Here is a 14,079-nt window from a genome sequence, read left to right as displayed (position 1 = left end):
GCGCATCTGCGTCGTGCGGTACGCCTTGGCCCTGCACGCGGACGCCCAGCTCGACCGGATCGCCACCGCCTTCGCCGCCGCCGGACGCCGCCTGGGCTCATCGGAGGATGAGCGTGACGACCTGGAGGACGATGACGAGCGACAGCGCCACGACGAGGACGAGCCAGCGGTGGTCGAGCCGGCCGGACCGGTCCCGGGTGGCGGGGGCGGCGTCCGGGTCCAGCAGGTCGCGCAGGACCGGGTTGATCTGGCTGTCCGGCAGCACCCGCTCCAGCTCCGGGACCAGGGCCGGCAGCCGGGAGCGCACCTCGGACGGCTGGCGCGTGGCCGCCCAGGCCCGCACGTCCTTCAGGATCTCCTTCACCTCCTTGGCGCTGGTCGCGGCGGCCAGGTCGGCCCGGAACTCCTCGAAGACGTCCCGCATCGCGTAGGTCCGCGCGGCCCCCTCGCCCTGCGCACCGCCCCCGGCCCGCACACCAGGCGCGGCCCCCTCGTCCTGCGCACCCTGGGCGGCCGCCTGCGCGTGCGCGGCCGGCGTGCCGGGGAGCGGCTCCCGGTGCCCCGCCTGCGGCTCCCGCCCGCCGGGCGCACGCCCTCGATCGGCCTGCCCCGCTCCCGCTCCCGCACCCGACTGCGCCGCCGAGGGGGACGGGGCCGCCTGCGCCCGGGCCGCCAGCGTTCGCGCGGCCTGAGTCCGCGGTTCCGGGGGCTGCGGTGGCCCGGGTTGCGACGCCTGGGCCGCCGGATACGGCGAGGCGGAGGCGGCACGCGGGGCCGGGGCGGGCGGTTGCCCGGCCTCGCCCGATGCGCGCGCCGTCGCCGACGGCGGCCCGGCCTGGCCGGACGCGCGGGCCGGCGGGCGCGGGGCCCAGGAATCCTCCGCCGGCGCGGCGGCCCAGCCCACGGGCTCGGGCGGGGCGGTCGCGAGGAGCCGGATCCGCTCCTCCGGCGGCGTACCGTCCGTGAACCTCAGCCGCCTGACCAGCTCCACCAGCTCGTCCCGCGCGTACGCGTCCACCACCCGCGCCGCGATCTCCCCGTACTCGTCCTCCTGGTACGGCGCCCGCAGATCCACCCGCGCCCGGTGCGAGGCCCGCGACGACGGCCCCGGCCACTGCTGCAGGAAGACGACCTCCGCCCCCTGCGTCAGGTCGTCGCTCTCGTACGTGGAGAACGTCTCCGGATGCCGCCCCAGCACCAGGTCCAGGATGTCCACCAGCCCCCAGAGCTGCGCGACGGCGTCCCCGTGGGACGCCACGGACAGCTCCTTCCCGGGCCGGCGCAGCGCCTCCGCGACGATCGGCGCGAGCGTCCCGGCCCCGACCCGCGCCCGCCGGTCGAGGGCCGTGCTGGACCGGGTGTAGGAATCGAGCAGCCGGGCCAGGTCGAGCGGCTGGTCGTCGGCGGGCAGCTGCTCGGCCCAGCCGGGGGCCAGGGCGAGCGCCTGGCGCACGTTCGGCATCGCGGGGGACCGGTCGGCGGAGCCGCCCAGGTACGCCTGGACGCGGATGGTCCGCCTGCTGTCCGAACCCCCGGTCCGGGTCCGCGCGAGCACCACCACCCGCCCGTCCACCAGGAGCCGGCAGACGCTCACCCCCGCCGCCGGCCCGGGGTCGAGCCAGGGCCCGAGCTGGTGGTACCAGCCCCGGGTGTCCTCCAGCGAGGAGCGCACGGGCCCGAGACCGGTGCGCCGCTCGTCCCACTCGAACTGGATCCAGTCGACGCTGGCGTAACGTCCCATCACAGCCCCACCTCCGGATAGCCGCGCAGCACGCCGGTCATGGCGAAGAGCGAGATCAGGGGCGCCAGGACCCGCCGGGGCCGGACACCCCGCCGGAAGCGCCCCTCGGTGGCGGTGGCGCCCGTCGCCGAGACGAAGTGCAGGGTGCACCTGCGGCACTTGTCGTACGGGCTCAGCCACGCCTGCGCGCCCCGCCGGTGCAGGAAGGCGTAGACGTCGCGGCTCTCCTCCAGCACCGCCTCCGGGTCCAGCCGGTCGGGCTCGCCGTACAGCCACGTGTCGACCGGCGCCTGGAAGCGCACCGCGTCGCTCTTGGTGACCGCGATGGCGGCGGGGATGTCCAGCCGCCCGCCGGTCTTGGGCAGCCGGTCGAGCACGGCGCGGAAGGACTCGTCGCCCATCCTGGCAGGCCGGGTGTCGGCGTCGATCACGAAGAGCAGCCCGCCGACGGCCGGCACGAACCTGGTCGCCTCGTGCGTGCTGCTGCGCAGCAGCTCGCCGGCGATGTCGAAGAAGGCCACCGCGGTGGTGTGCCGGCCGTCGTTGACCAGCAGCGCGTCGGCCGGTTCTGCGGTGGCCCGGTGGGTGGTGCGCGACAGGGCGACCCGCTCCACCATCAGCGGATGCACGTACGTGTCGACGTACTCGGCGTGCCGCTCGATGTCCACCGCGTCCGTGGTCAGCCCGTACGGCCGCAGCCCGCCCTGCTCGATGGCCCCGATCATGGCGGCCAGCAGGTGCGTCTTGCCCGTCTCCGGCCCGCCGACCAGGCCGATCACCAGCGGCCGGCCGTGCCGTACGTAGGTGTAGGGCAGGTGGTGCTCCTGGCTCGCGTCGGCCACCGGTGCCGGGCAGCGCACGTGGGCGGCACGCAGGAGGTCCTCGCGGCGGGCCCCGGTCACGTCGTCCAGGGACAGCGGCCGGTACTGGCCGGCCGGGGTGCGCTCGTAGAGCTCGTCCTCGCTCCAGGCGAACTCGTGCAGGCAGATCGGGCAGAGGATCACCGGGTCACCAACCAGAGGACGACGAGCAGGACGAGCAGCACGGCCAGCGGGAGCCAGCGGGCCCACCAGGGGCGCGGCGCCTCCTCCGGCGGCTCGGGCACCGGATGGACCCGGGTCACGGGCTCCTCGGTGGCGGACCCCGCGGAGGACGGCGCGGGAGCCGCCTCGGTCCTGGCCTCCCGCGCCCGGTCGAAGGCGGTGCGCCCCTCCTCCAGCCCGAGGTCCTGCTCGACGGGGACGGCCTGCATCGGGTCCGGCACGCGCAGCCGGGCCAGCACCTCCCGCGCCGACGGTGGCTCGCCGGAGAACACGTCGTGGATGGGCTGCAGCGCCGGGGCGGCGGTGAGGTCGGGCAGGTCGGCGATGTCGCGGCCGGTGACCGTACGGTAGATCACCATGCCCGCGCTCCACAGGTCGTCGGCGGTGGCGGCCAGGCCCGTGCCCGCGCGCTGCGCCGGGCAGGCGTAGGGCGCCTCGCCCAGCCGCAGCCGCCGGCTGTCGATCAGCGTGGCCCGGCTGAGGTCGGTGAGCTGCACGTGGGAGCCGTCCCAGCGCACGGTCTCCGGCTCGATGCGCCGGTGCACGATCCCGCAGGCCGACAGGATGCGCACGGCGCGGAAGAGGCTCGCCTGCAGGGCCCGCTGCTCGGCGATCAGCAGCGCGCCGGACCTGCGGGTGACCGGCTCGCCCCGCCGGTCGGACAGCAGCACGAACGGCTCCTCCTCGTCGAGGCTGTAGCCCATCAGCCGGGGCAGCTCGACGGGGTAGGCCCGGCTCAGCCGGGTGAGCAGCCGGGCGCCCATGCGGGCCTCGTTCTCCAGCAGGTCGTAGAGGTATTCGCGGTCGCGGCCCTCGGCGCGGGGGACCCGCCGCTGCACGAGCCTGGTGCCCTGGACGACGAGGGTGAGCCGGCGCTCGAAGGGGTCGTGCCACGGCTCCGCCTCCACCTCCCAGGTCACCGGGTCGCCCTCGGGGGAGGTGAAGGTCAGCGGCTCAGGTTCCATCCCCACTCCAGTTCTCCTCCACCGTTCCGGGGCGAAGCGGCACCAGGCGCAGGGTCCCGGCGTACTGGCCCGACCGGGTCCACACCACGCCGGGCGGGTTGCCCTGTCCCCGTACGGCCCTGGGCGCGAACCGGACCGCGTACGCCTGCCGCAGCAGCACCGACAGGTCCCGGTCGCCGCACAGCTGCAACATCTGCCCGCCCGCCTGGGCGCTCAGAGCCCGCACGACCTGCTGGGACTGCCGCCACACCGCGTCCACGAGCTCCTGGCGGCCGGTGTCGCCGGTGCCGAAGTCGGGCTGTTCCTGCACGCCCCGGTGGGCCAGGTGGTAGCGGTACTGCCGGAGCGTCTCGTCCACCCGGCGTTCCAGCCCCGTCTGGACGTCCCGGTAGCCGCCGTGTTCGAGGGAGACCCAGCCGGGCTCCAGCCAGCCCGTCACCGCGTCGAGCAGGTCGCCGGTGATGACCTCGCGCAGCTGCCCGCCGCGGTCGCGCAGGCGTACGGTGACCTCCTCGTCCAGCGCCGGGGCGGCGGCGGCCTGGCCGGCCTCGGCCCTGCTCCAGTCCCGCAGCGTCCCGGCCACCTGCGCGCAGACCTCGCCCAGCGCGGCCGCCAGCGTGCGGGCCGCGTCGGAGGTGTGCGTGCGCGCCGCGCCGAGCGTCCACTCGCTGGCCGCGACCCGTTCCAGCCGCGCGCGCAGCTCGTCGAGCGCGGTCCTGGCCGGGCCGAGCGAGAGCTGCTCGCGCCACCACGCCCGCGAGCGCCGCCAGAAGACGAAGCGGTCGAGCAGCCCGGGAGGGAACTCGGCGGGCGCGTGCAGCGCGTTGAGCAGCTCGTCGGGGCAGATCCGCCAGAGGTCGCCGACGAAGGCGGCGCTGCCGATGGGCGCGCTGTGGTCGGCCAGCAGGCGCAGCCGCGAGGCCAGCCGCGCCAGGCTCTTGCGCTCGGCCAGGGCCGCCTCGACGTCGGCGCGCAGCTCGCCGACGATCTCGGCGTGCCCCATGAGCGCGGGGGTGGCGAACTTGACCCCGTTCGCGGCCAGCGTCTCGGCGGTGTCCTCGTCGGCGTGGTCGATCTCGGAGAACAGCCGCGCGACGGTGTCGCGGAACTCGGCCAGCGCCTTGCCCGCCGCGATCACCTCGTCGGCGATCGTGTTCCGGACCGGGGCGGCGTGGAAGTAGCCCAGGTCGTCCAGGGCGCGGGCGGCCCGGTCGAGCTGCTCGGCGGCCCGGCGGTGCAGCCGGTCCAGCGGGCCGTCATCGACGAGCGCGTCGAGGAGGTCGGCGGGCAGGTCCACGGTGCCGCTGAGCACCGGCAGCGCGGTGGCCAGCGGCGAGCTGAAGGTGGCGGTGTCCTGCTGGACGGGCCCGTCGAAGCGCTCGGCGACCTCCTGGAAGGCCTGGGCGAGCACCTCGGGGTCGATCCGGCCGGCCACGATGCGCCAGCCGGGCGAGGCGGTGCCGTATGGGATGTCGCCCAGGCTGTTGACCACCTCGTCGAAGACCTCCGGCTGGCTGAGCAGGTCGATCAGGATGGACTCCGAGCTCACCCCCGGCCCGTGCGCGGCCTCGCCGGTGTCGGCGTCCCACAGGATGCCGCAGGGGTCGCCCACCCACAGCACCCTGCGGCTCTCCCCGTCGAGCGCCGGGGGCAGGCGCAGCTCCGGCCCCAGCGCGACCACGAGCACCGACCTGACCAGGCGCGAGCTGAACACCTGCTGCAGGGCCTGCTGCCCGTTCGCCAGGCGCTCCGTGTCGGCGACCACCAGCACCCGGGGGCCGAGCCGGGCCGGCTCACCCTCGCGCAGGTCGAGCACCACGACCATGGTCACTCCCCGACGAGCGCGTCCAGGTCGCGCAGGTTGTAGGCGACCGCCTCGGCGACCCGCTCGAAGGGCAGGTCAAGCGCGGCGGGCAGGGTGTGCGCCCAGAAGGCGACGAGCTGGTCGGCCCGGTTGCGCGCGCCGGAGGGCAGCTTGGGCGCCATGATCTCCAGCAGGCCGAGCTGGTCGGCGGCCATGCCGGTGACCTGGTGGTAGAGCGGGTCCGGCACGCTGAGGGTGCCCGCCAGGCCCGCCGGGGTGGCGTTCATCAGCTGCTCGCTGACCAGGCTGCGGAACTCCTCGTCGCCGCCGATCACCCACTGCTCGTAGGCGCGCAGCATGCTCGGCCACGAGGACGCCTTGCCGTACCCGGTCAGCGGGAGCGTCATCGAGCCGCCCTCGACGTCGATCCGGATCCGCGACGGCGAGCTCGGCTCGCCCTCCACCACGCTGACCCGCCCGTTCCACAGCAGGCAGAGCAGCCGGTGCAGGATGCGGACCCGGTGCTCCTCCGTCGTGGCCAGGTAGCCGAAGTCGTAGCCGAGCCGCTGGCGCCACTTCAGGTGGTCCTGCGGCCGCTCGCCGTGCAGCGCGTCGGCCCAGCTGGCCAGCACCTCGCGCAGCTCGCGGACCTGGGTGACGCTCATCGAGGTGCGCAGCTGCACGACGGTCACCGAGTCCGCGTCGATGTTGCGGAAGTCGGGCACGCCCGGCAGGTCGATCCGGTCCTTCAGGAAGCGCTCCAGGTCGGGGTCCTTGGCCGGCGCCGGGTAGGAGACCAGCACCTTCAGGTCGCCCGTGCCGTCGGGGGTGAAGCCGCCCGGCACCAGGTCGGCCAGCTTGAGCCGGAACTGCCGCACGTGCGGGTCGTCACCCCCGCCCGAGGCGGTCCCGGAGGCAGACTGGGCCAGGATGTCGGCCAGCGAGGGCAGCAGCGGCCGCTCGCCCAGCGCGGCGGCCTCGTCCTGGTCCTTGAAGAGCTTCTTCACCTCCAGCTTGAGCCGCTCCCGCACCCAGTTGAGCGCCTCGGCCGGCTTGCCCGTGCGCCAGGCCAGGTCGTACGCGTGCCGCCAGCCGTCCGGGCCCACCAGCGCGTTGACCACGCCGGCCTCCCCGTCGGTCGGGCGGAGCAGCTGCCGGGCGACGAAGACGTCGACGAAGCGGCGCACGACCGCGTCGTAGAAGGCGTCCGCCCCGGTGGGCGGCAGCAGGTGGTAGACGCCCACGCGGGTCTCGTAGAGCTCGCCCGCCCGGCGCGCGAACCGCTCGGGGTCGGCCTCGGCGTGCTCGGCGAAGACCTGGGTGAACTCGCGCACCTCGCGGATGAGCTGCTTGCGGCGCGGCTCCCAGCGGGGCATCTGGTCGGCCCACGCCTTGTGCCAGAGCGACTGGCTGCGCCACAGGTACCAGGCCTCCTGGTCGGCCAGCGACGCCTGGACGGCGGGGTCGGCCCACTGCACCTTGCGGAACACCCGGTCACGCATCGGCCGGGGCTGCGGGGGAGCCTCGTTCATGTTGTCGTACGGCTTGCGCGGCTGTGCCCTGCGGTGGTCGAGCAGCCCGGCGAAGCCCAGCCGGTCGGCCTCGTGCACGTCGCCCGGCAGGCCGACCACCACCCGCCGCAGCCGGAACGGGTCCACCTGGCCGAGCCCTTCGAGCGCGCCGCGCCGCACGTCCATCTCCTGCGCCATGGCCGGCACGCTGCGGGTGAGCTGGCGCTCCAGCGAGGCGAGGTTGTCCTCCATCGCGCGCATCCGGTTGGCCAGCGACTTCAGGATGTCGGCCGCGCCGGTCGCGGTGCGGGCCTCGGGCAGCGGCAGCGGCTCGCGGGTGTTGAGCGGTTCGAGGTTGGTGGTGGTGAACATGCGCCGGATCTCGTCGACGTTGCTCTCGGCGGCGCCCGGCGGCACGGCTTCGAGCTGCGTCACCGCGCGGGCCAGCAGCCGCGAGCTGACCAGGTCGGCCAGCTCCTCCACGGGCACGGTCATGGACGACACGAACGCCGTCGAGACGCCCCGGTTGCCGATCCCGGAGGCCGCCGCCACCTCGCGCTCCACGGCCCGGTTGATGAAGTCGTCGGCGAACGAGGACTCCCCGCGATCCTCCATGCCGCCGGCCGCCTCGCCCGAGGTGCGCGGCTGGGTGCCGGCCAGCGAGACGATCAGCGAGGCGATCGAGCGGTGCAGGTCGTCCCGCTCGACCCCGGGCGGCATCGTGAACAGGAACGCGGTCTGTACGGTGCCGGTGGCCAGGCGGACCTCGCCCCTGGCCGGGTAGCGCACGCCGAGCTCGCCGACGATGCCCTGCTCGTCGACCTGCGTGCCCGCGGCCGGCGCGTTCTGGTCGTCGACCAGCCGGAACAGGTCGAGCAGGCTGGAGCCGGCGTTCAGCCGGGCGCGGCGGCCGCCGCCCTTGCCCTCGGCGAACGCCGACGGCATGACGACCAGCGGGTAGATCCGCGCCCGGATGCCGTTGCGGGCGAAGGCGTCGCCGATCAGGTGCAGGTAGTCGTAGAAGATGCCGCTGCCGGTGCCGCCCGCCACCGAGAAGGCCACGAAGACGTCGCAGCTGCGCCGCAACCGGCCGCCCAGCGCGGCCAGCTCGCTGCCGGAGTTGCTGATCGCGCCGATGGCGTCGTCGATGCCCTGCACCACCGGCCCGGTGCCGTGGCGCATCCGCTCGAACAGCGCCGCCCTGGCCACCGTGGGCAGCTGCCCGGCGCCCCGCATGAGGGGCGCGACCAGCGGTTCCTGCTCGCGTGGCGGCAGCCAGTCCTTGACGTGGTCGCCCAGCGTGGCCCGCAGGCTGCGGGCCACCTCCGGGTAGGAGTCGAACTTCGGCACCACGTCGTGGATCAGGTGGGCGGTCCGGCTCGCCGCCGGGAACTCCTTCTCCGTCGGCACCACCCGGCGCCGCGTGCGGTTGAGCTCGGCCTCGTTGAGGTCCACGTAGACGAACTGCAGGCAGGAGGGCAGCTCGTACGGCTGGTAGTTCTGCCAGCTGAAGTTCCTGATCAGGTCCATGCCGTCGGGACCGCACAGCTCGTCCCGCAGCCAGCGCTCCAGCTCCACGCCCACGCGGCAACCGGTGCCGCCGAGCCCTACGAACATCATCGGATCGAAGATCCTCATGCGCTCCTCACAACAGGTCGTCGCCCGGCATCGGTCTGTGGGTCCTGCTCTGGTGCGGCTCCCGCCCGCCGTACGCGGGCTGCCCGGCTGCCGAGCCGCGCGCCCGCCCGTCGTCCACGCCGAGGTACAGGCCGCCCGGCAGGGCGATCGGCCGCCCGGGGAGCAGCGGGTCCAGCTCCTGCCCGGACGGGTCGCGGACCAGGACGGCCTGGCCGGCGCCCCGGCGTACGGTGTAGCCGGTGCCGTACGTGCGGACCAGGCGGCCGCCGCTGACCTCGAAGGTGAACTCGGGGCCCTCGCCCAGCGGCGCCTGCAGCCGGCTGATGTACGGCTCGCCCGGCTGGTCGAACAGGTGCAGCGTCAGCTCGCTGGGATCGGCCGCCCGGCGCCGGGCCCGCCTCCTGACCAGCAGGAACGGCAGCGCCACCGCCACGATCGCGAGCAGGATCAGCAGGGCTTGGAGCAGCCGCTGCCACAGCGGGGTGGGCGGCCGCACGTCCACGTCCACGAACTCCTCGGCCACCACCTGCCCGGTCGCGTCCACGACCTGGACCACGCCGCCGATCCGGCCCTCGGGCGCGCCGGCGCCGACCCGGAGCGCGAAGGCGTGCTCGGAGGCCCCCGCCGGCGCCTGCAGCTGCTGGGCCGACAGGCTCACCGTGCCCGGGACGTCGACGAGCCGCAGCCCGAGCTGGGCCGGCCCGGCGTCGTTGGTCACGCGCACGGCGCCGGAGACCTCCGCGCCCGGCTCGACCGTGGCCGCGTCCAGCTGCACCTGGGCGCGGAGCCGGTCGGCGGGCCCGGCGACGCGGGTCGCGTAGGGGCGCTCGTCACCGGCCACGCCGGGCCCGGTCACCCTGCCCAGGAAGGACAGCGCGCCGGTGGCCGAGGCGGGGATGGCGACCTGGCCGGAGAACTCGCCGTCGCCCTCGCCCCGGTCCGCGCCGTCGCCCGTGTCGCTCAGGTTGATCGGGAGCTCCTGGAAGCCCTCGCCGGACATCCTGGCGGTGAAGCGCAGGCCCTCCAGCGCGGCCGGGTCGGTGATCGTGCCCGTCCTGGTCTGGAGCCGCAGCCGCACGGCCACCTGCTCGCCGGGGCGCGGGCGGGGGTTGCTCAGGGAGATCGAGGCGCGCAGCGCGCCCTGCCAGACGACGGTCGCGCTGACGTCCTGGCGCTCGACGCCCGGCGGCGACTTGAGCTGGATGCGCCACTTGCCGGGCAGCGGGTTGCGGATGCGCAGCGACTCCACCGGGCCGGACTCGCCGGCGGCCTGGAAGGTCGAGTCGTTCTGCTCGCCCTGCTTGGGCACCTGCGCGCCGGCCGGGTCGAAGTAGGTGACCTGGATGCGCCGGTCGCGCTTGACCACCACGATCGAGCCGTCGGTCGCGATGATCGGGATGTTGACATGAAGATCGACGGTGGCGCCCGCGTCGAGTGAATCGGTCACCGACTCCTCGATGCCCGCGCACCTGGCGTAGGCGAACGCCTCCAGCAGGGAGCGCTCGACGTCGGCGGAGTTCGCGACGACCCGCGCCCGCGGGGTGGCCGACTCCTGGCCGCCGCAGGGCTGCCGCCAGCCGCCGGCGGCGAAGGCGTCGAGGCTGGTCTTGTCGGCGGAGCCGAAGCCGAGCGGCCAGATCTGCACCCGAGCCCGCTCGGCGTCCTTCAGGCCGCTGCCGATCTGCGCCTGGGCGTTGCGGTTGCGGGCCTGGGCGTCGGCGCCGTACTGCGGGCTGTTCCTGACGTCGAGGACGCCGTCGGTCAGCAGGAACACGATCTTCGCGCGCTGCTGGTCGTCGGGCTTGTTCATGATGTCGAGCGCCTGCTCGAGCGCGGCGGCGTGGTCGGTGTCGTTGCCCTCGTCGGTGCCGCGGCGGTGCAGCCGCTCCACGCACCGGCTCAGCGACTCGCGGTCCTGTGCCGTCTCCACCCCGGTCAGCGGGCAGACGATGTCCACGGCCGACTGGCCGGGACCGTTGGAGCTGCCGAAGCCCACCACGGACACCTGCGACTGCGGCGAGAGCTCGCTGAGGGCGATGAGCTGCGCGGCGGCCCGCTCACGGGCGACGTCCTGCCCGCTCAGGCTGCCCGACTCGTCGACCAGGATGACGACGCGCACGGGCTTGACGTCGGACGGGGCCCGGCGGGGTAGGCCGGCCTGCGCGGCCGTCGGGAAAAGCACCACAGCAGCGGTCACGGTCAGCGCGAAAAGGGACGTGAAGGATGAAGTGACGCGCACATTTCCTCACAGTTGCCGTTTTTCCTAACCGCTGAACGGAGAAAGGCCCCGAGAAGTTTCTGCCGTAGTTATGGACGCAACGACCGCCAATTTGAGCATGTCCGAAATTGGACACGGATGCAATGCATATCGCGATCCTAAAGGGAGACGCGCGGATGTGACGGAGAGAGATGCCTGGATGACAGGCTGGTTGGTAACGGAGGGAAGTTGGCGACCAGATCGCCCGGCTCGGTGCGACCCCATCTGGATCGCGGTGCGCTCCGGGGCCGCCTCCTTACGACGAGGGTGACCAGGCCGGGAACCACCCGCCGAAGCGGTGCCAATGTCGGAAAAAGGCGAATCCGTCGGTGTAAAGGCGGCAGTAAATGTCGTCCGCGGCCCCGGAGGATCGTCCGCCGGGGCCGGGGATGCTCAGCCGGGGATGCTCAGCCGAGGTGCTCGTCGGGCCGGAAGTCGGCGGGGGAGAGCCGGCCGTAGATGATCATGAGGACGGCCACGAGCGCGGTCCACCCGGTCTGGTGCCCGGCGCCCAGACCGGCGCCGTCGTCGCCGTGGAAGTACTCGTGGAACTGGATGAGGTCGCGCCAGTGCGGGTCCTCCTGGAAGATCCGCTGCCCTCCGTACACCGGCCGCCGCCCGTCGGGGCCGCGCAGGAACAGCCGGACGAGCCGGTCGGAGATCTCCTGGCCGACCTCGTACAGCGTCATCCGGTTGCCCGAGCCCGTCGGGCACTCGACGGTGAAGTCGTCGCCGTAGAAGGCGTACAGGTGCAGCAGCGCCCGGATGATCAGCGCGTTGACCGGGAACCACACCGGCCCCCGCCAGTTGGAGTTGCCGCCGAACATCCGGCTGTCGGACTCGGCCGGCAGGTACGCCACGCGGTACTCGCGGCCCGCCACCCGGAACGAGTACGGATGCTCGGCGTGGTGGCGCGACAGCGACCGGATCCCGTACGGGCTCAGGAACTCGTTCTCGTCGAGCATCCGGGCCAGCACCCGCCGCAGCTTCCGCTCGTCCAGCAGCGACAGCATCCGCTGCCCGCCCACCCCCGGCCGGTCGGCGGCCGACATGCCCTCGGCCACCGACGGGTGCCTGCGGGCGAACTCCCTGATCCGGTTGTACAGCCGGGCGTCCCGCTCGTCGGGCCGCGGCGTGAAGACGGTGGTGGCGCACAGCGGCAGCAACCCGACCAGGGAGCGCACCCTGAGCCGGGTGGCCTCGCCGTCCGGCAGCCGCAGCACGTCGTAGAAGAACCCGTCCGCCTCGTCCCACATCTCCTCCTTCACCTCGCCGATCCGGTCGGTCGAGGCGGAGATGCGCAGGAAGTGCTGGGCGAAGCGCACGGCCAGATCCTCGTACGCGGGCGCCCGGTCGGACAGCTCGGCGGCCATCTGCAACATCGTCTGCGTGTAGAACGCCATCCACGCGGTGCCGTCGGCCTGGTCGAGCGACCCGCCGGTGGGCAGCGCGGCGCTGCGGTCGAACACGCCGATGTTGTCCAGGCCGAGGAAGCCGCCCTGGAACACGTTGCGGCCGTCGGGATCCTTGCGGTTGACCCACCAGGTGAAGTTCAGCAGCAGCTTCTGGAACACCCGCTCCAGGAAGTCGGGGTCGCTGTGGCCGTCGAGCCGGCGGTCCATGCTGTTGATGAAGCGCGCCGCCCACGCCTGCACGGGCGGGTTGACGTCGCCGAACGCCCACTCGTACGCCGGCACCTGGCCGCTCGCGTGCAGGTATCTGTCGCCGAGCAGCACCTCGACCTGGTGCTTGGCCAGGTCGACGTCCACCATCGCGAGCGCGACCGCGTGGAAGGCCTGATCCCAGGCGGCGAACCACGGATATTCCCACTTGTCCGGCATGACGAGGATATCGTCGGCGCTCAGGTCGTACCAGGCGTGGTTGCGCTGCCCGGTGCGGTTCCACGGGTCGGCGCCGTGCTCGGCCAGCCAGGTCTCGACGTCGAAGCAGTAATACTGCTTGCTCCACAGCAGGCCGGACAGCGCCTGCCGGAGCACCAGCGCCGCGTCCTGGCCGGTGTCCCGCGGGGCGAGCGCGGCGTAGAAGGCGTCCGCCTCGGCCCGCCGCGCCGCGATCACCTCGTCGAAGCCGGGCCCGAGCGGGTCCGGCACGTCCCCTGCCGCGAGCCGGACGCGTACGGTCGCCTCCCCGCCGGCCGGCACCGTCAGCGTGTGGTGCGCGGCGGCCTTGGTCCCGGCCAGGTCCGGGCTCACCGCGCCGCCCTCGCCGTTCACGACGTGGCGGCCGATGCCGTCCTTGACGTACGGGGTGGCGTTGCGGCCGCCGAACAGGCGCTCCTTGTTCGTCTCGTTCTCGGTGAACAGCAGCGGGACGTCCGCCGCGCAGTGGAGCCGGTACGTCCCCAGCTCCCGGTGGTCGGCCTGGACCACGCCGGGCCCGGCGGCCCGCATCGCCGGCTTCGCCGTGCCGCCGCCCCACGACCAGGTGTTGCGGAACCACAACGTCGGCAGGACGTGCAGCGTGGCCGCCTCCGGCCCCCGGTTGGCCACGGTGACGAGCATGAGCAGGTCGTCGGGGGCGGCCTTGGCGTACTCGACGAAGACGTCGAAGTAGCGATCGCCCGCGAAGACGCCCGTGTCGAGCAGCTCGTACTCGTAGTCGTGCCCGCCCCTGGCGGCGTTGGCGGCGACCAGGTCGTTGTAGGGGAAGGCGGCCTGTGGGTATTTGTAGAGGTATCGCATGTACGAGTGGGTCGGGGTGCTGTCGAGGTAGAAGTAGTAGTCCTTCACGTCCTCGCCGTGGTTGCCCTCCCCGTTCGTGAGCCCGAACGGGCGCTCCTTGAGGATCGGGTCCCGGCCGTTCCACAGCGCCGGCGACAGGCAGAGCCGCTGCTTGTCGTCGCTGACGCCGCCGAGGCCGTCCTCGCCCCACCGGTAGGCCCGCGAGCGGGCGTGGTCGTGCGGGAGGTAGTCCCACGCCTCGCCCGTCACGCTGTAGTCCTCGCGGACCGTCCCCCACTGCCGCTCACTCAGGTATGGCCCCCACCGGCGCCAGGGCGCGTCCGGAGCGGCCGACTGCGCTAGTCGTTCCCGTTCGGCATCCATGGGGGCAGCATGCTCCCCCTTCCCCGCCCGTGCCTGCTCACCGCGCGGTGACGTC

Annotated in this window: 7 protein-coding genes; all 7 read right to left on the bottom strand. The window is 73.7% G+C overall.

All coding sequences use genetic code 11. From position 1 onward, the window contains the following. Nucleotides 1-97 precede the first annotated feature (97 nt). A complete protein-coding gene (locus tag ACBJ59_RS34665) occupies nucleotides 98-1,741 on the bottom strand; it encodes a hypothetical protein (protein WP_375114414.1) in 1,644 nt (547 codons plus the stop codon). Next, complete coding sequence (locus ACBJ59_RS34660; RefSeq protein WP_375114413.1) at nucleotides 1,741-2,745, bottom strand: hypothetical protein; 1,005 nt, start codon at nucleotides 2,743-2,745, stop codon at nucleotides 1,741-1,743. The genes ACBJ59_RS34665 and ACBJ59_RS34660 overlap by 1 nt, the downstream gene beginning before the upstream one ends. Continuing rightward, complete coding sequence (locus ACBJ59_RS34655) at nucleotides 2,742-3,749, bottom strand: hypothetical protein (RefSeq protein ID WP_375114412.1); 1,008 nt, start codon at nucleotides 3,747-3,749, stop codon at nucleotides 2,742-2,744. Before ACBJ59_RS34655 ends, ACBJ59_RS34660 begins: the two co-directional genes overlap by 4 nt. Next, entirely contained in the window at nucleotides 3,739-5,574 is a 1,836-nt protein-coding gene (locus ACBJ59_RS34650) for a hypothetical protein (RefSeq protein WP_375114411.1), read from the bottom strand. The genes ACBJ59_RS34655 and ACBJ59_RS34650 overlap by 11 nt, the downstream gene beginning before the upstream one ends. Nucleotides 5,575-5,576: 2 nt before the next feature. Next, nucleotides 5,577-8,702 (bottom strand): tubulin-like doman-containing protein, encoded by a 3,126-nt coding sequence (locus tag ACBJ59_RS34645; RefSeq protein WP_375114410.1) that lies wholly within the window; start codon nucleotides 8,700-8,702, stop codon nucleotides 5,577-5,579. A gap of 7 nt (nucleotides 8,703-8,709) precedes the next feature. Beyond that, nucleotides 8,710-10,887: a VWA domain-containing protein gene (locus ACBJ59_RS34640; protein ID WP_375114409.1), complete on the bottom strand. Its 2,178-nt coding sequence runs from the start codon at nucleotides 10,885-10,887 to the stop codon at nucleotides 8,710-8,712. Nucleotides 10,888-11,366: 479 nt separating this feature from the next. Continuing rightward, nucleotides 11,367-14,024 (bottom strand): hypothetical protein, encoded by a 2,658-nt coding sequence (locus tag ACBJ59_RS34635; protein WP_375114408.1) that lies wholly within the window; start codon nucleotides 14,022-14,024, stop codon nucleotides 11,367-11,369. Nucleotides 14,025-14,079 lie beyond the last annotated feature (55 nt).

This window comes from Nonomuraea sp. MTCD27 (assembly GCF_041950495.1).
In the GTDB taxonomy this organism is placed as follows: Bacteria; Actinomycetota; Actinomycetes; order Streptosporangiales; family Streptosporangiaceae; genus Nonomuraea.
Note: the sequence above shows the minus strand (reverse complement) of the source record. Positions and strands in the feature narration are given on the sequence as shown.